The sequence below is a fragment of the Corynebacterium curieae genome (assembly GCF_027570035.1).
Taxonomy (GTDB): domain Bacteria; phylum Actinomycetota; class Actinomycetes; order Mycobacteriales; family Mycobacteriaceae; genus Corynebacterium; species Corynebacterium curieae.
The window spans coordinates 1-19,381 of sequence record NZ_JAKMUU010000005.1; the positions used below are offsets into that span (position 1 = coordinate 1).

Sequence of the window (19,381 nt, forward strand, 5' to 3'; positions counted from 1 at the left end):
ACCTCAGAACGCATTCTCCCCAGGGTACCTGCAGCAGCTATTGAAATTCGCTGTATATTCTGGTCGATCAGCGACTTTCAGTTCTTAATAGACGGAAAATGGCGTTTGCGTGCTTTTGTTGATTGTGTGCTGTCCTAAATGCAGCATCTGGTTAACAATATTGGTCTGTTATCGCCGGAGGCTGAGTTGGCCGGGTGGGATTTATGAAAAGGTTCTTGACCACTATTTCCGAATTAGACGATGGGTGTAGAGGGGAAGGTCGGACTGAAATTGCCGTGCTTTTCCACTTAGAGGGTCTATGAAGTCGATTTCTGTGGCTGTGAGATGCATCGGACGGCGCATGTCTTCTTCCTCTTCGGGCAAAATGTTTGGATACACTGGGTCGCCCAGTATTGGAATTCCAGCTTGCCACATGTGGAGTCGCAATTGATGGGTTTTCCCCGTTGTGGGTTTTAGTGTGTATTTCCCTAGTTGAGGAAGCGGGCCGTGCACACTTTCATAAGGAGCGTTATCTACCTGTTCGACGTCCTCGAGTGTGGTAAAAGCGTTTGGTGCGCCGTCCCTAATCCGGCCTTGAATTTCGCCTGGCGTTTTGGTTAGGTGTGAGGACCATTGAAGTGGCGTCGGAAAGCTGCGGAACTCGGCGACGGCTTGGTAGGTCTTTGAAACCTGCCTTTCCGCGAACAAAGTCTGGTACGCGCCGCGCACCCCTCGATTTTTTGTAAAGAGCAAAATCCCGGATGTAAGGCGGTCAAGCCGATGGGCGGGTGCGAGTTCGTCATTTCCGGTTATGCGACGCAACTGCACGGTTGCTGTTTGCACAATGTGCCTCGCCCGGGGCATCGTTGCCATGAATGGGGGCTTATCGGCAACGAGTATGTTGTCGTCTTCGTAGAGGATTGGGATGTCGTAGGGAACAGGCGTTTCTGGGGCCGGCATACGATAGAAGAAGACGTCTTCGTTTTGCCGGAGGATGGAATCTGGGCGCAAGCGCGTTTGGTTCCGAAGTACAACCTCGCCCGCGTCAAATCGCGCTTGAAGGGCTGAGGAATCGTCATGTGGGTGACGGTGTCGTTGTGCGGAGATTACAGCGTCAAGGAAGTCCCAGGCCGTTATACCTGCTTCTGGGGTGCGCACGCGGGTCGGGTTTAGACCATCTTTGATCGGCAAAGGCGTGAAACCTTTTCTGCGATGTATTAATGTTTTGTCCATGGACTTTAACTCTCTCATTGAACCGGTTGTCGCCTTTTTCTCTGAAGGCATTGGCGCGGTAATTCGTAGCGTGCTGGAGTTTGTTTACACTGTCATGTTCCCGTCGAATTCTGAGGCTGCAACCATCTACCCTAAAGCCTAATCCGTACTACAATTAAGGTATAACCACCGAAAGGACACACTATGGCTAAGGAAGACATTGTAGTTGTTGCCGTCGACGGTTCGGATGCATCCAAGAATGCCGTCCGTTGGGCCGCAAATACGGCTATGAAGCGCGAAATTCCGTTGCGCATTGCCTCGAGCTACACCATGCCACAGTTCCTGTACGCAGAAGGCATGGTTCCGCCTAAGGAGCTTTTTGATGATTTGCAGGCCGAGACCCTTGAGAAGATTGAGGAAGCTCGTGCCATCGCCCATGAGGTAGCTCCGGAGCTCAAGATTGGGCATACCGTTGCTGAAGGCTCCCCTATCGATATGCTGCTGGAGATGTCGCATGACGTCACCATGATCGTTATGGGCTCCCGCGGTATGGGCGGTCTATCTGGAATGGTAATGGGATCTGTTTCCGCTTCTGTGGTGTCCCACGCTTCTTGCCCAGTGGTAGTTGTCCGCGAGGATAATCATGTTACGGACTCCACCAAGTACGGCCCGATCGTGGTCGGAGTGGATGGCTCTGAAGTCTCGCAGAAGGCTACCGCCTACGCATTCCGTGAGGCACAAGCCCGTGGTGCTGCCTTGATTGCTGTTCATACGTGGATGGATATGCAGGTGCAGGCTTCCTTGGCAGGTCTCTCCGCCGCCCAGTCCGAGTGGGCCGAGATTGAAAAGGAGCAGAGCGAGCTCCTAGCGGAGAACCTGAAGGAACCGCGTGAGGAATACCCTGAGGTTGAGGTGAAGCAGCTCATCACCCGCGATCGCCCAGTAAATGCACTCACTGAAGCGGCAGAAGGGGCGCAGCTTCTGGTTGTGGGCTCCCATGGCCGCGGTGGCTTCAAAGGTATGCTCTTGGGGTCGACCTCTCGTGCACTGTTGCAGTCTGCGCCATGCCCGATGATGGTTGTTCGCCCGGATGATGAAGACTAGGAACCCCTGCTGATAGAGCGCTTCGCCCCTTGGGCGGGGCGCTCTTGTTGTTCGGTATCCTCTCAGGTAGCCTGCGCTCGTGTAGGCTAAGGTTTACCCGCTAATTTAGGAGGAATTTATGAACTTGGGTTTGGGGCTTTTTAGCTCGATCATTATTGGTATTATCGCCGGCTGGTTGGCAGAAAAGATTATGAAGCGCGACCATGGCTTGTTGACCAACCTTATCGTTGGTGTGCTTGGCGGTGTTATCGGCGGCATGATTATCCACTTCCTGAATATTGAGGAAGGCGGTTGGATCTTTTCGTTGCTTGCCGCTACTGGTGGCGCCTGTATCCTGCTGTGGGTTGTGGGGCTCATTAAGAAGTAACCCGAATATAATTCGCGTACATACCGGTTTGTCTATAAAGTATAGATGAACCGGCTTTGTCGTTTTAGAGAGGAACCCATGGCAGAGAAGAAGTCGCGCCGCAATCGGCCCAGCCCGCGCAGCCGGCTGCTGGAATCGGCGACCAAGCTTTTTACCACCGAGGGCATTCGCGTCATCGGAATTGACCGAATTTTGCGCGAGGCGGATGTGGCTAAGGCTTCTTTGTATTCCCTATTCGGCTCCAAAGACGCACTGGTTATCGCTTATGTGGAAGCTTTGGATGAGAAATTCCGCCAAGATTGGGAAAAGCGCACCGCGGAGATGAAGGATCCGGATCAGAAGATCTTGGCCTTTTTTGATAAGGCAATTGAAGAAGAGCCAGAGCAGGAGTTCCGCGGATCCCATTTCTTGAACGCAGCCGGCGAATATCCGCGCCCAGAAACTGAAGCAGAACGCGGCATCGTGGCTGCGTGCGTGGAGCACCGCAATTGGGTGCATTCCACATTGACCGCCCTGCTGACCGAGCGCAATGGGTATCCATCCTCCTCGCAGGCGAGCCAGCTACTGATCTTCTTGGATGGTGGGCGCGCCGGTGCCCGTCTCACCAAGGAGATTGGGCCGCTGCAAACGGCTCGGGAATTGGCTACTCAGATGCTTTCTGCTCCCCCTGCTGATTATTCGATTTAAGGTACTTCCGGGCCTCCATTCGGAGTCGGCTTACCCGCTTCTTCTCTTCCTTGGAGAGGGCGGGTTCTTTTTCGCGTTTGCGCCAGCGGTGGATGCTTTTGCGGCGCATGTTGTGGACATCCTCCGTGAGCGGGTAATCGCGGTGCAAAATGAGCTCGAAGATGGCGGTTTGAATCAGCGTGAATAGGTAGGCGCAGCCCCAGTAAAGGATGATTGCTACTGGGATTGGGCCGGTTTGGGCCAAGTTCCACAGGAAGAAGGGGATGATGAGCAGCAAGAAGCCCATCAGGATGAAGACGCGGCGGTTGACCTTCTGATCAAATTGAGTGGTGCGGAAGCTGCGCACCAAGGAAATGACAGAATTGGCCATGGTAAAGGCAATAGCGGCGATGAGGATCGGGTTGATGAGGTCGCCGTGTTCGCGGGCGAAGTCTGTCAGTGGCGCACCGTAGAAGGTAGTTTCGCGGAAAGCAGAGACGTCCGAAGCATTAAGCATGCCCACGGTGGTGGAGCCACGCTCAATATTAGACATGCGCAGGAGCACTTGATAGAGACCGATGAATGCCGGAATCATGATGAGCGGGGGAATACAACCGGCCGCGGGGTTGTAGTTGTAGCTCTTCATGAGGTCTTTTTCTTCTTGCATGAGCTCCGCCATTTCCTCGGTGGTGGTGGCGTTGTTCATCTGCTTTTTGATGCGGTTATTTTCGGGGCGGATGAGTGCGCCGATGCGGGCGGAGCGTACGGAAATCCAGTTGAGAGGGACGACGACGCCACGCACAGTGATAACCAGCAGGATGATCGAGATCAGCCAAGCTGTAGATTCACCGACGAAGCTGCTGATGAGCCAGTGCCAGAATTTCATAATTCCAGAAACTGGGTACATGAAGACTTCGTACATGCTTGACCTTTCATGGGCAGTATGGTTTAAGGCATGACTAAAGTTCTTGGGGAACTCATGCTAACCATTGGCGTGGTTCTTTTACTCTTTGCATTCTATGAAGCCTATTGGACAAATGTAGAATCCGGGCAGTTGCAGGAGGAAGCGAGCACCCACCTGGAAGAGCAATGGCGGAATCCGCGGCAGAAACTGGAGCCGGAATTGGGTGAGGCTTTTGCGCAACTGTATATTCCGACATTCGGTTCTGACTACCACTTCGCCATCATTGAGGGCACAGATGAGGATGATCTGCTGCGCGGCCCAGGCCGCTACGTGGATTCTCAGATGCCGGGAGAAATGGGAAACTTCGCCGTGGCAGGGCACCGTGTGGGCAAGGGAGCGCCCTTTAATGACTTAGGCAAGTTGAAGACGTGCGATGACCTCGTGGTGGAGACACAAACGGAGCGCATTACCTATCGGGTGCTGCCCATCGATGGTGAGCAGGCGGATTGTTTCAACGGCATTCCGCCGGAGTATTCCCACGTAGCGGGCCGGCATATTACGACGCCTGGCGACGTCTCGGTGACCAACCCGGTACCAGAATCGGACGCTGAGCCGAGCCGCGAAATCTTGACGCTAACCACGTGCCACCCACAGTTTTCAAACGCGGAGCGAATGATCGTGCACGCTATGGAAGTAGAAAAAGAGGAGAAATAATGTATCGCGCTTTGTGGAATCTCTTGCCGGGCCCAACCTTTGTAAAAGTGATCCTCGCCATCGTCATCGCGGTAGGAGTGTTCTTCCTGTTGATGGAAGTGGTCTTCCCATGGCTGTCGCCGATGATGCCGTATAACGACGTTGCGGTTTAAAGGCCCAAGTTCGCAATCGCTTCTTGGGCGATTTGCTCTGATTTAACGGTTTGCTGCTGGTTGCTCCATACCAGCACCGCGTGCGTGTCCTTTTGTACTGCGTAAACGGCATGATCATTGACCACGCCTCTGCCGCCTTCCCAACCGTTGAAGGAGGCCGGCTCGGTGGCGTCGATTGGCGCAGCCCAATCTACTGCGGCGCGCGCGTCTTCGACCGTGGGCATATCGCGCACGATGACGGTGGCCTGGGGATCGTCCTGGTAGGACCAGAAGACGCAGGCCGGGGTGGGAAACCGCGTATCGATGCCCTGCTTTGTCAAGCGCTGGCCATTGGTTTCTTCGAGCCAGCCGGGGCCAATATAGGGGCAATCGCTCCAGTCGTTGACCTCTGCAGTCTGGGCCACGTTGACCTTTGGTGCCTCCGAAGATTCTGGCGTCGTACTCGGCGCAGGGGTGGGCTCGGATGAATCGCAGCCGGCAATCCCAAAAGTGGCTAAGGCGAGGAGAGGAAGTAGGCTTTTGCGCATGAGCTCCACAATAGACCGGGATACCGATGCGCTCCGCACCGGCATTCATATTCTCACCGCTGGCCTGCTGGTGGTAGGTATCTTTACCTCTGTACGGATGCCGCTTTCGCAGGCGGTTATCAACCTATTGCTGCTAGTGGGTTTTGCGGCGGTGTACTTTGCCGGTTCGGTATATGCAGAGTACTGGGTTAAGCCGCTGCGTTATCTGTGGCTATGCATCCTTACGGTGCTGTGGGTGGCGGATCTATTCGTGGCACCGGCGGCAATCTATTTGGTATTCGCCATGTTCTTTTTGTACCTGACGGTACTGGATATGGCGGCGGGCATAGCGTGTGTCGTAGGGGCCTCGGTCATCACCGTGGTGGTCCAGATTCCGCAGGGCCTGACCTTTGGCGGAGTCATGGGGCCGGCGGTCTCTGCGCTGGTGACGATAGCGATTACCTACGCCTTCCGGACACTATCGCGGATGAATAAGGAGCTGATAGAAACACGCTCGCAGCTCGCAGCCACGGAGCGTGATGCTGGCATGGTGGCCGAACGCCAGCGTATTGCGCACGAGATCCATGACACTCTCGCACAGGGGTTGTCGTCCATCCAGATGCTCTTGCATTCGGCCGACCGTGATTTGGATAAGCAGGATGAGGATAAAGCGCGGGAGCGAATCGAGCTGGCTCGTAGGACTGCTGCGGATAATCTGCACGAAGCAAGAGCTATGATCGCTGCTTTGCAGCCGCCAACTTTGACTGAAGCATCGCTTGAGGCCGCGTTGACCCGCATGGCGGAAAATTTCGCGGCTACCGGGGACATACGCGTGGAAGTCGAATCTGAGGGGGAGGTGCAGCGGCTGCCTATGAAGGTGGAAGCGGCGTTGCTGCGGATTGCGCAGGGTGCGGTGGGGAACGTCATCAAGCATGCAGGTGCTAGCCGCTCCCGGATCACAGTGACGTATGAGGGGGATGAGGTGCGTTTGGACGTGGTGGATAATGGCAAAGGATTCGATCCAGCCATGGTGGAAAGTGCTCCCTCAGGACTGGGGCATATTGGGCTTGCGGCGATGCGACGCCGGGCGCAGGAGCTTGGCGGGGAGGTCATTATTGAATCTGCGCCGGGGGAGGGAACTGCCGTGTCAGTTAGTATGCCCTTAGGCAACGGGGTAGATTAAACTTTTGGTTGACAAAGACATCGATAGGAGGAATGTCGTGATTCGGGTCCTATTGGCAGATGACCACGAGATCGTCCGGCTAGGCCTGCGCTCCGTGCTCGAGGGCGCAGAGGATATCGACGTCGTAGGGGAGGTCGCTACGGCCGAAGCTGCGGTGTCAGCCGCGCAGGCGGGCGGCATCGATGTCATCTTGATGGATCTGCGCTTTGGCGCCGGCGTAGAAGGGACCCGCGTTATGGGCGGCGCGGAGGCTACCGCGCAGATTCGTTCCGCCATGGCCACCCCGCCCAAAGTCCTCGTGGTCACCAATTATGACACCGATGCGGATATTCTCGGCGCGATTGAGGCCGGTGCCGTGGGTTACCTTTTGAAGGATGCACCACCGCAGGAATTGCTCGCCGCGGTGCGTTCGACCGCGGAGGGCGATTCGGCGCTCTCGCCCATCGTGGCCGATAGGCTGATGACCCGCGTGCGCACGCCGCGCACTTCCCTCACGCCGCGCGAGCTGGAAGTGCTGCAATTGGTGGCGGCCGGTGCTTCAAATCGGCAGATTGGACAAGATCTCATGCTGTCTGAGGCCACGGTGAAGTCGCACCTCGTGCACATTTATGACAAGTTGGGTGTGCGTTCGCGCACCTCCGCTGTTGCCGCAGCCCGCGAGCAAGGCGTGCTTTAGTTCGCAGCGTTATAAGCTTCTATAACGTCTTGCGGGATTTTGCCTCGGTGCGCCACGGGCAGCCCTTGGGTGCGTGCCCATTCGCGGATCTGGCTGGGATTTGCGCGCTGTGCATCGATATCCGGGGCGATGCGGGCGGCATCCACGTAAGGGGCGAGAACATCATGAAAGCGGCGCGCGTTATCTAGAGAGATCAATAAGGTAGTTTTGACCATTCACGCTGAAGCGAACGACTTCTAGCTGGTCTTCAGGGATTTGGCTGTGATCCAAGTCATCGTAAAATTGGGTCACTTCACGGCGGGCCATATTTCCTCCAATTTTTTACAGCACACCAAGCAGAGAGAGTATTAAACGGTGTATAGGGGGTAGGGCGATTAGAAGATTATCAGTAACTTTTTCTTGCCGAAAATGTTTCTTCCTAAAATTCCTAGATCTTTATGAAAAATAAATAAATGCCACCACCGAATAGGGGGCGGTGGTGGCGTAAATCATCTTATTGACCCAGACGCTGTTGGATCTCCGCGGTAATAGAGTCGATTTCCGAGTCAATCGTCTTGTGCGCGCGGCGGCGCTGCTGCTCGGTCATGAATTCGGCATTATCGATGGCGGAGTCTACTTCCTGCAGGCGGTCGCGCACATCGCGCTTGAATCCGGCCGGTACATTCGTGTTATCGAGGGAGTTGCGGATACCTGCGGTGCGTGCCTTGAGCGGTGCACCGTAGCCGGAGAAGGAAGCCATCTGGTCCGAAGTTACGCCGGCCTTGGCGGCCTTTCGCTTTTCACCTTCGGTTTTCAAGCCCACGTAGCCACGGTAGATAAGTGGCAACAGCAGCGGCGCGGCGGTGCGCAGCGCGCCGGCGTAGCGCTTGACGTTATCGGAATTAAAGCGGCCGGCCTTGAGCTTGGCCAGCTCGTTCTTGGCCATCTTCTGCTCGTGCTTGCGGCGCTTCTTCAGGCCCTTTTCCTCGGACTTAATGAGGTGCTTTTCCTGCTTGGCCAGGAGTTTTTGCTGCCGGCGGCGGTCCTTAGACTGAGCCTTTACCTCGGCTTTGGCGCGGGTCTTTGCGGCCTTTGCCTGTGCGCGTGCTTCTTGGCGGGCCTTTTTAACTTTCTTCAGAATGCTCATTTAGTTTCCCTCACGTTTGGTCGAGTCTGGATTCAACTTTACCTTGCCGTTCTATTAAGCTCACCCGGTGTGGAGGATGTGGTTGTTGCTTCGGACCTTGTGGGGTGCCGCTATCGCCTTGTGCAGCGGCGTGCGCACCCTGAGATGCCGCGTACCCATGCCTCCATCGCCCGCGCGGAACGCCACGCTGCCGCCGTGGACACGGTCATGCACATGTTTCCGCGGAAGGGTCCCGGCAGGTTCCGCCGCATCGATTTAGAAGGCGATGAGTGGGAGCGGTCAATGCGCACCCTCGAGACCTTGGCCTCCGGCTATACGCACATTACTAATGCGGTATTTGCCACTGAAGAGTGGATGGTGCGCGTGGACTTGCTGCTGCGGGAAAGGGATAGATATACCCCGGTTATCGTGTCTAATCACCGCGTTGCACGAAAAAATGAGCAGAAGAAGACATTGGCGGTTCCCACTCATCGTTTGGGGCTGAGTGAGCCGCTCGAAGTGCCGTATAAGCTGCGCCATCATGCGGTAGATGGCTACCGCCTAGCTTTTGCTGCCCGCGCTTTGCGGGATCTCGGGCTCGATTCCGGCCGCGGCGGGGCCATTGGGCAGGACCGCACTCGGGTGTTTTTTACTGAGACGGCTAAGTTCGATCTGGAACGCGCCTGGAATCAACCTCTGCCCAGTGCCCCGGTGCGGGTGAAAGAGTGCGCCAGCTGCCGTTTCTGGTCTTTGTGCGAGCAGGAGTTGGTGGCGGCGGATGATATTTCGCTCTTTTTACCCGGCGACCGAGCCAAGCCTTTTCGCGAGCGCGGGATTACTACTGTGCAGGCGCTTATCGACGCCCACTTGGGCGAACCTTCCCGCCTCGCCGCCGCGTGGCGCGCCGGGGAGGTATTGCTGCGGCGCGGGGGTGTGCACGTTCCGCGTGCGGACGTTGAGGTTGACGTGGACATGGAGGCTTACTTGGACCAAGGCGCGTACCTGTGGGGAGCATGGCATGAAGGGGAGTATTTCCCCTTCGTTACCTGGGAACCACTAGGCGGACGGGCCGAGGCGGAAAATTTTGCGGCATTCTGGCGCTGGTTGATGGATCTGCGTGCGCAAGCTCATGCGGAGGGCAAGACGTTTGCCGCCTATTGCTACTCGGCGCACGGTGAAAACCACTGGATGCGAATGTCCGCGCAACGCTTCCGCGAGGTCGATGAGCAGGAGGTAGAAGAATTTATCGCCTCGTCAGAGTGGGTGGATATGTTTGCCCACGTTAAAAATTCCTTTGCCGGCCCGTACGGTCTGGGCTTGAAAGTAGTGGCACCAGAGGCTGGATTTGCCTGGCCCGAGGAGGATTTTGACGGCGAAGAATCAGTGAACGCGCGGCGCGAGGCGCTGGCTGGGGACCACAACGCCCGGCAGCGACTGCTGGACTATAACTGTGGAGATGTACAGGCCACCCGTGCGGTCCGCGAGTGGATGGATGCCGGCGCGCCGGGGACTACAGCGCTGTAAACACGGCGTAGGTAACCGCTAGGAGCGCGACCCCCGCGTACACCTGGTTCCACTCCGGGCCCGGCTTGGGATCCGGGCCTTCTGCCTTCTTCATCAATACCTGCTTTTGGGCCTTTACCGCGCGGGCGATGAGCACGGGATAGACCGCTAGCGGCAGGATGCACAACAGGGAGGCAACCACCTTCAGTAGGGATATGTCGGTGCCTATCCATATCAGCAGCCCGCCGTTGACCAAGGTGGCGCGCAGAAGGCCGAGTTTATCCAGCTGCTGCAAGCCTGCTCGAACGGCGGAGGGCCCGCCACCCATGGTGGTGGGCAAGAGATAGCTCATGACACCGATAAGGAGCTGCCCGGCAAACCCAACCAGCAAGGCTAGGGTCGGCAGCGCTGGCTCAGGCATAAAGAAGTGCTGCACCGTGTAGTACACCAAAGACAGGACCAGCCATAACGAAGCCATGAGAACGGAAACCGAGGCGAAGGTGATGCGATCGCGCGGATTCTTTGCCACCGTGAGCACATTAGCGAGCCATTGCTGCAGGCTCAGCGCCCAACCGCAGCAGTACACAATGAGGCCTAGCTGGGGGAAGCCGAGGAAGGCACCAATGATGGTAGCGGCTACGCCGACTGCGAGCAGCGCAAAGGAGGATCGCATGTGGAGATTGATACCTTGGGTGCGCCAGATGGAGGGGAAGAGGATGGTGAGAGAGCCGGCTGCGGCCAAGCCGATGAATCCGCCGATATTGGCGGCGATATGGGCGAGCAACAGCGTGGGATGGCCTGGATAGACGGCCAATAGCCCGCCAAAGATGGCACCTACCGGCAGGCATAGGGAAGAGAGCACATAGGCGCCCACCACTGGGCGGAAGCGCTTATCCTTTGCGCCGCGCCACTGGTGGAAAAGATTTGCCGCATGCCAGGCCATCATCAGGGCGATTAGCGTGGCACCTATCTGGGTAACGATCCAATGCTGGGTCCAATATTCTGTGAGAATCTGGCCGGCCAGTGTGATGATGATTCCGGCGTTGAGGCAGTAGATGCGAGCCAATTGCGCGGGACGTGTGGAGTCAGGAAGGCGTTGCTGGGTGAACTTTTCCGTTAGGTGCTGCGACCATACGATGATGCTATTGCTTACCAACCCGAGGGTGAATAGGTGGATGAGCACCCACCGGTAGTTGGGCACCAAGGTATGCGTTGCGCCCACGAGGATAAATACCATCATCCACAGGGATACGGGGCGGGAAGCCTTGCGGTGCCACGTCCGAGCCGACCACTTATTCTCAGGCATAAAAACGAGTTTAGTCGGTTTTAATCTTGGTCCAAGTCAGCGCAGTAAGGGCGAGGGCCACGGCGGTGAAGAAGGCAATAAAGAGGGGCCAAGAGAGGGCGTCGAAAAGCAGACCGGCGCAAGCGCCCACCACAGAAGAGCCGAAGTAATAGCAAAACACGTACATGGAAGAGGCCTCCGCGCGGTCATGGGTGGCGATCTGGCCCACCCACCCAGACGCGGTGGAATGCACCGCGAAGAAGCCCACGGTAAAGGCGATCATGCCCAGAAGCGTCATCGGTAGGTTGCCGGCGCACAGCGCGATGCCAAGGGTAAAAAGCATGGCCGAGGCGAACAGGGTTTTCCCATGGCCTATGCGCGCGACCAGTGAACCTGCCCGTGCTGAGGACCATGTGCCCGTGAGGTAGAACAAAAAGGCCAAGCCTGCCAGCGACGGGGCCAAACCAAAATCGCCGATGAGCCGAAAGGTGAGGAAGTTATACATCGAGACGAACGTGCCCATGGAAAGGAATGCGCTAAGAAATAGCAAGGCTAGGTCCCGATTGGCCCAATGGCTAAATACCACCCGAGTTTCGTTTTTGAGGTGGATAGCCTTAGGTCGGAAGTTGCGTTGTGCGGGAAGTAGCAGCCAGGAAGTGATGGCGAAAGCGAGGGAGACAAGTGCCGAGCCGAAAAGGGCCCAGCGCCAGGTGGATAGCTCCACTAGTCCGGTGGGGATGAGGCGGCCGGTAAGACCACCAACGGAGGTGCCGGCGATATAGAGCCCCATAGCGCGCGGCAAGGCATTGTCATCGAGCTCTTCCGAAAGCCATGCCATCGCGGTGGCCGGTGCGCCTGAAAGGAGCGCACCCTGCACGCCGCGCAGTAGGATAAGCTGCCATCCCGCCTGGGCTAGTGGCACGATGAGCCCCACGCTGGTGGCCGCAACGGCGGAAATGAGCAGGATACGTCCGCGCCCAAATCGCTCGGAAAAGATGGACGCTGGCACAACGCAGATGGCAAGAGCCCCCGTGGCGGCCGATACGGTCATGGCGGCCTCTGTGGAGGAAAGGCCCATGTTCTTTACCAGTGTGGGAAGGATGGCCTGGGTGGAATACAAACTGGAGAAAATGGCCAAGCCTACAAGGAGCATGGCTACCGTAGCGCGCCGCGTTCGAGTCATGCTCTTAAGGCTGCCTCGCCACGCTGCATGTGTAAAATGTAGAAATTCAAGATAAACAATGCGGAGTATGCATGAATATAGAAGATATCCGTGGCTTCCTTGCCGTGGTGGAACTAGGTCGCGTCGGTGCCGCAGCCGATGAACTGGGAATTTCCCAATCCGCGCTGACTCGCCGTGTACAGCGGGTTGAGACCAGCCTCGATGCCCAGTTGTTTGAACGCGCTGGGCGCACCTTGCATGTGAACTCGCGGGGGCGGGCCTTTGCCGCGGCTGGGCGGGAGATGCTTCGCGCTTACCGGACTGGAAGGGACGATGTGGCCCGTCTCATGGATCCGGAACGCGGCACCGTGCGCCTAGACTTTATGCATTCGCTGGGTACGTGGCTTGTACCGGACCTGCTGAAAAGCTACCGCGCGCAGCACCCGCACGTTGATATTCGTCTGCATCAGGGCGCCGCGCGAGAGCTGGTGAGCAGGGTAGAAAATGGCGAATCCGACCTCGCCCTCGTAGGGCCGCGGCCGGATGCCGCACTGGGGTGGCACCAGATTAAAGTACAGCGCTTAGGCCTTGCGGTGCCGGAGGGCCACTGGGCGGCGAACCGGCGGGAGGTGAACCTGACGGAATGCGCCGCGGAACCATTTATCGGCATGCTCCCGGGCTATGGCACGCGCATGCTTCTCGATGCCCTCGCTGAGGATGCCGGATTTAGCCCCCATCTCGTCTTCGAATCGATGGAGCTTACCACCGTTGCCGGGCTGGTAGCGGCGGGCCTCGGCGTGGCGCTACTGCCGCTTGATGATCCCTACTTGCAGGTGGGAAGCCTTATTCCTCTCGCCCCACCGGCGTACCGCGAGCTCGGCCTGGTGTGGCGCGCCGGGGATGATGCTCCCCCAGTGCGGCAATTCCGGGAGTTTATCCGAGCATAGAAAAAGCCGCCCCGGGGGGCGGCGGAAGTAACTAAAGGTGTTACTTGGTAGCTGCAGCGAAGCGCTCGGCAACGTCATCCCAGTTGAAGACGTTCCATACGGCCTTAACGTAGTCGGCCTTTACGTTCTTGTACTGCAGGTAGAAGGCGTGCTCCCACATATCCAGCATCAGCAGCGGGGTGAAGTCGATGGAGGTATTACCCTGCTGGTCAGTCAGCTGCTCGATAATGAGGCGGCCAGCAATGTGGTCGTAGCCCAGAACTGCCCAGCCAGAGCCCTGCAGGGAAGTAGCAGCAGCGGAGAAGTGTGCCTTGAACTTCTCAAAAGAGCCGAAGTCGCGGTTGATAGCCTCAGCCAGCTCGCCGGTCGGCTCGCCGCCACCGTTCGGGGACAGGTTCTTCCAGAAGATGGAGTGGTTCGTGTGGCCACCCAGGTTAAACGCCAAGTTCTTGGACAGCGCACGGATGCGATCCGGGTTAGCCTCGCCGTTGCGCTCCTCCTCGAGCGCCTCTAGTGCAGCGTTAGCGCCAGCAACGTAGGTTGCGTGGTGCTTATCGTGGTGGAGCTCCATGATCTCTGCGGAGATGTGTGGCTCCAGTGCGTCGAATGCGTATGGGAGGTCAGGAAGTTCGTAAACAGCCATTTGTTAAATCCTTTCTTCGGGTACGTGTCCCGATGATAGGCACGGTTGAAAGATTTCGCCATGATTAATTCGAATTGTGGAAATAGAGTGAATTTTAAGTGGCCGAGGAATAGGTTTTCGCAGTACAACGTTGGGAAGAAGGAATAAGGAAGGAGCAATACCTCATGTGGATGTTTAAACCAGAGCCTAAGTTAGTCCCTACAGATGAGGCCCTGCCGGGGCGAGCTGAGCCGATCCTGGACCCCGCCCCGCACGCGGTTCTAGGAACACCGATTACCGGACGCTGGAAAGACGGACAACGCTCCATTCTCATTGCACTGGGCTGCTTCTGGGGCGCAGAAAAAATGTTTTGGGAAACAGAAGGCGTGGAGTCCACCTCGGTGGGCTTTGCAGGCGGGACCACACCGAATCCCACCTACTACGAGGTGTGCCGTGGACTGACCAATCATGCAGAGGTGGTCGAAGTGGTCTATGACCCGCAGCGCATAAGCTTGCGCGACCTTGTGGTCAAGGCACTGGAAGCACATGATCCTACCCAAGGCTTCCGCCAAGGCAACGACGTGGGAACGCAATACCGTTCTGCGTTCTATCCACGCACCGAGGAGGAGCGCGCAGAAATTCAAGGCATCGTGGATTCCTACGCGGATAAGCTCAAGGAATTCGGTTTTGGGGATACCACTACGGAGGTAAAGCTCCTTAAAGATACCGATTCCGGGGAGTACTACCGAGCAGAAGATGAGCATCAGCAGTACCTATATAAGGTGCCCAATGGATATTGCCCGCACCACAGCACTGGGGTGAAATGCGACTAAGCGTCGCGCCGAATAAAGCGGGCAATCTTCTTGGCCAACTTTGGTGTGAGCGCTTGGCGTGATTGGGATCCTAGAACCTCGTCCCAGTACCAGAGCATTTCCTCAAAGTAATTATGCCCATGTCCGCCGGGTACGTTGAGGGAATTGATCTGGTCCAAGCCAATTTGCCACCAAGTAATGAAAGGGACCCAACGCAGTTGCCGGAAGGTATCGGCGTGCAGTGCTTCCGGCTGTGGTTCATGAATCCACGTAGGCCTGCGCACCAAGAGGTTAAGATCCCACCACACGATGGCATCGGAAGCATGTTGCGCAATGAGCATGCGGGGGCGGCGCCAAGTATGAGTGAAGTCATTGCCAAAGGCATCGTGGAGCGTGTGGTCGGGAGCCGCCGCGTAGCGCACGTGTTTTCCGCCATCGATAACAGGCAGGCGTTCTAAGGACCCGATATCGCGGCGCAGGCGCTGGGTAAAACGCGTCATGCGGGGCGGTCCAGAAAACACCGCTCCATTGCAGGCCGATAGTAGCTCATCCATATTATGGAAATTATCCATAATGGCATAAGCCCCCAAGGATTCACCTGCGAAATAGAGCCGCGGTCGGTTTTCTTCTGGAAGCTTGTCCAGTTCTTCTTGTACCACCCGCATTAGTTCTTGGGCTGCCTGCTTTGGGGAGCTTTTGTCCACAAGGTAGGCAAAAACTGAGGGCAGATAGGAATACTGCATCGTGATGGTGACGCAATCGCCGCCGGTTAGAAACTCATAGGAGGACGCGCCCCAGTTATTGATCCACCCTGAGCCGGCTGGCATTTGAATAACTATGGTCTCCCGCCGTAGCGCACCAGTGCGCTCAAGCTCGGAGCGAATCTTTTCCGCAGATTGCCGGAAGGAGCGGCCAGGGATATATCCGGCATAGATGCGGATGGGTTCCTTCGCATCGATTCCCGTCGCTTTGCGGATATCACGGGCGCGGGGCCCATTGGATACAAAGCGGCGCCCCTGCTGGCCCAGCGCAGACCACGGCTCGAGCGACCATGGGCTGCCAGAGCGCTCCGGCTCCCACGGCATGGACGTGCCGGGGAAAATCTGCTTATTAATGCGCTGCGCCTGGTGTGAAAGTGAGCGCAACCAGCGCCGAAAAACCACGCGGTCAGAAAGCGCGAAGGCCGTCAGGCTCAGGCCCGCGGTGACAACTGGCCAGGCGACGAGCGCCGGTACCCAGCGTCCTAGTTGGCGCGACAGCCTGGTGACGGCCAGCTGTGTGGCCTCTCCGATCAACAAAAGAGTCCCGTACCCCGCGGTGCCCGCGGCCAAACCAATCGCTGCCGTGGCGGGTCCGCGTACGAGCTGCTTATTGACCAGCTCCGCCTGTTTTTTCTGATTGCGCAGCGATAGCACGGCATTGAACGCGGTACCGGCGCCGATAGCAAGGTGCAAAATTTGCCGATGCTGCGGCCCGAGACGGTCCTGCGGGCGTTTACCAATGCTATTGAGCACAAAGCTTGTCGATGCCGCCCCCAAGTGTCCGATGCCCTGGCCAATGGCTACATTGGCGGCGGTCACCCACCACGGGCGAGGAAGAAGGGAGGGGGAAATAGCTGCCCACGTGGCTAATTCCGCACCCAAAATTCCAGCCGACATATTAGGCGGTAAGGTTTGTCGGCTGGTCATGCGGACGATGGGCGTGAGATCCGCGGCTACGCCAAGAGCGATTAGTGCAGCGCGGCGGAGGGCGCGTTTCATAATGCCCGATTGTCCCAGATTTCGGTGGGAATTTCAGTGTGAGATTTAGCCCGTGCAAAAATCTCCAAAAAGTTGCACAATGGAGTCATGGCAAATCATGTAGGAAACAAAGTAGTTCTCATCGGCGCCGGCGACGTGGGAGTCGCTTACGCCTTCGCTCTCATCAACCAAAGCATCGTTGACCACTTGGCCATCATCGATATCGATGAAAAGAAGCTGGAAGGCAATGTCATGGACCTCAACCATGGCGTTGTTTGGGCTCCTACCCGCACCCGCGTGACCAAGGGCACCTACGCCGACTGCGCAGACGCCGATATGGTCGTCATCTGCGCTGGTGCGGCACAGAAGCCGGGCGAGACCCGCCTGGATCTGGTGGGCAAGAACGTCAAGATCATGAACAGCATCGTCTCCGATGTCATGGCCAATGATTTTGACGGTATCTTCCTCGTTGCCTCCAACCCGGTGGACATCCTGACGTACGCCGTGTGGAAGGCATCCGGCTTGGACCACAAGCGCGTCATCGGCTCCGGCACCGTGCTGGACTCCGCTCGCTTCCGCTACATGTTGGGCGAGCTGGAAGACGTTGCCCCGAAGTCCGTACACGCCTACATCGTCGGCGAGCACGGCGATTCCGAGCTGCCGGCAGTCTCCACCGCGAATATTGCTGGCGTGCCGATGTCCAAGAAGCTGGATTCTGATCCGGAGTACGCCGAGCGCATTGAGAAGATCTTTGAAGAAACCCGCGATGCTGCCTACTCCATCATCGACGCCAAGGGTTCTACTTCCTTCGGTATCGGCATGGGCTTGGCCCGCATCACCGCCGCCGTCATCCAGAACCAGGACGTGGCGCTGCCGGTCTCTGCTTACTTGCAGGGCGAATACGGTGTAGATGATCTCTACATCGGCACCGCGGCCGTCATCAACCGTTCCGGTATCGTGCGCGCGATTGAGCTGGATCTCAATGAGCACGAGAAGGAGCGTTTCGATGCTTCTGTCAAGACCCTGAATGACATCAAGGAAGAGTTCTTCGGCTAGTGAAGATTGTCGCCCATAGGGGATACTCCGGAAAATATCCGGAGCTATCCCCTCTAGCTTTTGAGAAGGCCTTAGATTTGCCAATTCATGGCGTCGAGTGTGATGTGCGCTTGACGCGCGATGGAAAGGTAGTAGTCCAGCACGATCCCACGCTGGACCGCACCGCAGGGCGCCCCGGCCGTATTTCCACACTGGACTGGGAGGAATTGCGCGGCGTTGACATAGGTAGGGGCCAGCGCATGATGCTTCTCGACGAGCTTTTGGAAATCCTCGAGGGCAAACCGCACCATCTTTATATCGAAACCAAGCATCCCTCCGGTCAGGGCGACATCTTGGAGGAACAAACGATGCTGCGCCTGCGCTATGCGGGGCTTGTCGAAGACCCCCGTATCCACGTCATTTCCTTTTCCCACCATGCGATCCGCCGCATGCAGAATCTGGCGCCCCATATGGATCGGATATATCTTCGTCGCGACTGGGAGCGCCACGTCAATCGCCCCGACGTGATGTTGTCCAAGCCCACCGCGTTAGGCGTATCGATGCTCCGCGCTAAGCTGCAGCCATCAATCATCGGCGCGCAGGGATTGCCTACCTACCTATGGACGGTGGATAAGCCGGAGGACATGAAGTGGGCATGGGCTAATGGCGTAGATATGCTTGCCACAAACCAACCTGAAGTGGCCCTGCATGCCATTGAGCTCTAGTAGGCAGGTATCTTGGAGGCATGGCCAAGAAGAAAAAGAACAAGGAACAGCTGCCTGAGGGCATGTCCCGCCGTCAGGCAAAGCTCGCTGCCCGCGCCAAGGAGCGCGCCGCCCTGGAAAAGGACCCCCGCCCCTATGGCGGGCTTGCTGCCGAGGCATCCCTGGTTGCCCTTCAGGAATTCGTGCCCTCCGCTTTTGCCAAGCTGGATGTCAAAGGCTGCGATAAGAACGTCTATGTAGCCACCGTCCTGCCGGGCGCTTCGGCAGCACTGATTCGTGATGCCGAATTTGGCGGCGATGCTTTTGTAGGCCTGCAGGTACAGTCCCACACTCATAACCCCGGCCGCGACTTGGCTTTCGCCCTGAACTGGGTAAAGAATAATGAGCCGGGCGCTACCCTGGAATCCACCGCAGCTGATGGCACGGAGCCGAAGCTGGAGGAGCTTATTGATGCCTCCGCTACCCTAGACGTGCAGGTCCACCAAGACTTCGAGTGGTGGATTCCGGAAGGCGCACAGGTTACCCCACAAATTGCGCAGTCACTGCGTGCAGCCAATGATTCCGTCATCGAATCCCACCAAGTGGGCGAGAACATCACCGGTGCGGCCTTTTGGGCTAATGCCGGTGGCGGTAAGGCCCACATCCGCTGGGTCCGCCCGACCGATGATGAGTCCGCATTCCTCAATGCCTTGGCTCGCGTTGCTGCCCGCGGCGAGCTGAACCTCGGAGAGGGCACCAAGTTTGCCGGTGTCTTCCGCACCCACGGTCTCATCGCCCCGGTATTCGACTTGGATCCAGAGGTTGACCACACCTCCTATGAGGACCACCTCACCCGAGTGGACAAGGCTTTGGAGGAAGAAATCTCCAATAACGCTCAGCTAAGCGCGGACGAGCGCAAGCAGCTAGAGAACATCAAGTCCCGCCAGGTGACCCTGCGCTAAAGACATAGGTATGGCCCCTTCTAGTAGTGAAGGGGCCATTTT

22 protein-coding genes and 1 pseudogene are annotated in these 19,381 nt (G+C 57.3%); 14 read left to right on the forward strand and 9 right to left on the reverse strand.

Annotated features, from left to right (window positions below):
- Positions 1-222: 222 nt before the first annotated feature.
- On the reverse strand, positions 223-1,230 hold the full coding sequence (locus L8V01_RS08950) for a pseudouridine synthase (protein WP_394371659.1): 1,008 nt from the start codon (positions 1,228-1,230) through the stop codon (positions 223-225).
- Between L8V01_RS08950 and L8V01_RS08955 the strand changes: the two genes are divergently transcribed.
- The 4 genes from L8V01_RS08955 to L8V01_RS08970 all read left to right on the forward strand — a co-directional run bounded on the left by L8V01_RS08955 (position 1,211) and on the right by L8V01_RS08970 (position 3,349).
- Positions 1,211-1,354 (forward strand): hypothetical protein, encoded by a 144-nt coding sequence (locus L8V01_RS08955; protein ID WP_269946725.1) that lies wholly within the window; start codon positions 1,211-1,213, stop codon positions 1,352-1,354. The two genes, L8V01_RS08950 and L8V01_RS08955, sit on opposite strands and share 20 nt — an antisense overlap.
- A 41-nt stretch (positions 1,355-1,395) precedes the next feature.
- A complete protein-coding gene (locus L8V01_RS08960; RefSeq protein ID WP_269946726.1) occupies positions 1,396-2,295 on the forward strand; it encodes a universal stress protein in 900 nt (299 codons plus the stop codon).
- Between the two features lie 118 nt (positions 2,296-2,413).
- Positions 2,414-2,662 carry a GlsB/YeaQ/YmgE family stress response membrane protein gene (locus L8V01_RS08965; protein ID WP_269946727.1) on the forward strand — a complete coding sequence of 83 codons (249 nt, stop codon included), beginning with the start codon at positions 2,414-2,416 and terminating at the stop codon, positions 2,660-2,662.
- A 78-nt stretch (positions 2,663-2,740) separates the two neighbouring features.
- On the forward strand, positions 2,741-3,349 hold the full coding sequence (locus L8V01_RS08970) for a TetR/AcrR family transcriptional regulator (protein WP_269946728.1): 609 nt from the start codon (positions 2,741-2,743) through the stop codon (positions 3,347-3,349).
- Here the strand turns inward: L8V01_RS08970 and yidC are convergent.
- Positions 3,306-4,250 (reverse strand): membrane protein insertase YidC, encoded by a 945-nt coding sequence (yidC, locus tag L8V01_RS08975; RefSeq protein WP_269946729.1) that lies wholly within the window; start codon positions 4,248-4,250, stop codon positions 3,306-3,308. The two genes, L8V01_RS08970 and yidC, sit on opposite strands and share 44 nt — an antisense overlap.
- 33 nt (positions 4,251-4,283) lie before the next feature.
- On the opposite strand from yidC, the gene L8V01_RS08980 reads away from it, so the two are divergent.
- Both L8V01_RS08980 and L8V01_RS08985 read left to right on the forward strand, forming a co-directional pair.
- Positions 4,284-4,946 (forward strand): class E sortase, encoded by a 663-nt coding sequence (locus L8V01_RS08980; RefSeq protein ID WP_269946730.1) that lies wholly within the window; start codon positions 4,284-4,286, stop codon positions 4,944-4,946.
- Positions 4,946-5,098 (forward strand): hypothetical protein, encoded by a 153-nt coding sequence (locus L8V01_RS08985; protein WP_269946731.1) that lies wholly within the window; start codon positions 4,946-4,948, stop codon positions 5,096-5,098. Before L8V01_RS08980 ends, L8V01_RS08985 begins: the two co-directional genes overlap by 1 nt.
- On the opposite strand, the gene L8V01_RS08990 is transcribed toward L8V01_RS08985, so the two are convergent.
- Positions 5,095-5,625, reverse strand: coding sequence for a DUF2020 domain-containing protein (locus L8V01_RS08990; RefSeq protein ID WP_269946732.1), 531 nt, complete (start codon positions 5,623-5,625; stop codon positions 5,095-5,097). The genes L8V01_RS08985 and L8V01_RS08990 overlap by 4 nt on opposite strands.
- Between L8V01_RS08990 and L8V01_RS08995 the strand changes: the two genes are divergently transcribed.
- Both L8V01_RS08995 and L8V01_RS09000 read left to right on the forward strand, forming a co-directional pair.
- A complete protein-coding gene (locus L8V01_RS08995; RefSeq protein WP_269946733.1) occupies positions 5,624-6,787 on the forward strand; it encodes a sensor histidine kinase in 1,164 nt (387 codons plus the stop codon). The genes L8V01_RS08990 and L8V01_RS08995 overlap by 2 nt on opposite strands.
- 37 nt (positions 6,788-6,824) lie before the next feature.
- Positions 6,825-7,463 (forward strand): LuxR C-terminal-related transcriptional regulator, encoded by a 639-nt coding sequence (locus tag L8V01_RS09000; protein ID WP_023020112.1) that lies wholly within the window; start codon positions 6,825-6,827, stop codon positions 7,461-7,463.
- On the opposite strand, the pseudogene L8V01_RS09005 reads toward L8V01_RS09000, so the two are convergent.
- Both L8V01_RS09005 and L8V01_RS09010 read right to left on the reverse strand, forming a co-directional pair.
- A pseudogene (locus L8V01_RS09005) lies at positions 7,460-7,769 on the reverse strand (histone-like nucleoid-structuring protein Lsr2). The gene L8V01_RS09000 and the pseudogene L8V01_RS09005 overlap by 4 nt on opposite strands.
- Before the next feature lie 187 nt (positions 7,770-7,956).
- Positions 7,957-8,589, reverse strand: coding sequence for a DUF6474 family protein (locus L8V01_RS09010; RefSeq protein WP_269946734.1), 633 nt, complete (start codon positions 8,587-8,589; stop codon positions 7,957-7,959).
- Positions 8,590-8,658: 69 nt separating this feature from the next.
- Between L8V01_RS09010 and L8V01_RS09015 the strand changes: the two genes are divergently transcribed.
- Positions 8,659-10,092 (forward strand): TM0106 family RecB-like putative nuclease, encoded by a 1,434-nt coding sequence (locus L8V01_RS09015; RefSeq protein WP_269946735.1) that lies wholly within the window; start codon positions 8,659-8,661, stop codon positions 10,090-10,092.
- On the opposite strand, the gene L8V01_RS09020 is transcribed toward L8V01_RS09015, so the two are convergent.
- Both L8V01_RS09020 and L8V01_RS09025 read right to left on the reverse strand, forming a co-directional pair.
- Positions 10,079-11,377: a copper oxidase gene (locus tag L8V01_RS09020; RefSeq protein ID WP_269946736.1), complete on the reverse strand. Its 1,299-nt coding sequence runs from the start codon at positions 11,375-11,377 to the stop codon at positions 10,079-10,081. The genes L8V01_RS09015 and L8V01_RS09020 overlap by 14 nt on opposite strands.
- A 10-nt stretch (positions 11,378-11,387) precedes the next feature.
- Positions 11,388-12,539 carry an MFS transporter gene (locus L8V01_RS09025; protein WP_269946737.1) on the reverse strand — a complete coding sequence of 384 codons (1,152 nt, stop codon included), beginning with the start codon at positions 12,537-12,539 and terminating at the stop codon, positions 11,388-11,390.
- 71 nt (positions 12,540-12,610) lie between these two features.
- Here L8V01_RS09025 and L8V01_RS09030 point away from each other — a divergent pair, with 71 nt between their 5' ends.
- Positions 12,611-13,465 (forward strand): LysR family transcriptional regulator, encoded by an 855-nt coding sequence (locus L8V01_RS09030; RefSeq protein ID WP_269946738.1) that lies wholly within the window; start codon positions 12,611-12,613, stop codon positions 13,463-13,465.
- Between the two features lie 40 nt (positions 13,466-13,505).
- Here the strand turns inward: L8V01_RS09030 and L8V01_RS09035 are convergent, their stop codons facing one another.
- The gene (locus L8V01_RS09035) at positions 13,506-14,108 is read right to left on the reverse strand and encodes a superoxide dismutase (RefSeq protein WP_049377509.1); all 603 of its coding nucleotides are present in this window, start codon (positions 14,106-14,108) and stop codon (positions 13,506-13,508) included.
- A gap of 164 nt (positions 14,109-14,272) precedes the next feature.
- Between L8V01_RS09035 and msrA the strand changes: the two genes are divergently transcribed.
- Positions 14,273-14,920, forward strand: a complete 648-nt coding sequence (gene msrA / locus L8V01_RS09040) for a peptide-methionine (S)-S-oxide reductase MsrA (RefSeq protein ID WP_269946739.1) — start codon at positions 14,273-14,275, stop codon at positions 14,918-14,920.
- Here msrA and L8V01_RS09045 read toward each other — a convergent pair.
- The gene (locus L8V01_RS09045; protein WP_269946740.1) at positions 14,917-16,659 is read right to left on the reverse strand and encodes an alpha/beta-hydrolase family protein; all 1,743 of its coding nucleotides are present in this window, start codon (positions 16,657-16,659) and stop codon (positions 14,917-14,919) included. The two genes, msrA and L8V01_RS09045, sit on opposite strands and share 4 nt — an antisense overlap.
- 87 nt (positions 16,660-16,746) lie before the next feature.
- On the opposite strand from L8V01_RS09045, the gene L8V01_RS09050 reads away from it, so the two are divergent.
- The 3 genes from L8V01_RS09050 to L8V01_RS09060 are packed head-to-tail and all read left to right on the forward strand — an operon-like array spanning position 16,747 to position 19,339.
- On the forward strand, positions 16,747-17,694 hold the full coding sequence (locus tag L8V01_RS09050; protein WP_259887480.1) for an L-lactate dehydrogenase: 948 nt from the start codon (positions 16,747-16,749) through the stop codon (positions 17,692-17,694).
- Entirely contained in the window at positions 17,694-18,398 is a 705-nt protein-coding gene (locus L8V01_RS09055) for a glycerophosphodiester phosphodiesterase family protein (RefSeq protein WP_269946741.1), read from the forward strand. The genes L8V01_RS09050 and L8V01_RS09055 overlap by 1 nt, the downstream gene beginning before the upstream one ends.
- A gap of 20 nt (positions 18,399-18,418) precedes the next feature.
- On the forward strand, positions 18,419-19,339 hold the full coding sequence (locus L8V01_RS09060; protein WP_269946742.1) for a DUF5926 family protein: 921 nt from the start codon (positions 18,419-18,421) through the stop codon (positions 19,337-19,339).
- Positions 19,340-19,381 lie beyond the last annotated feature (42 nt).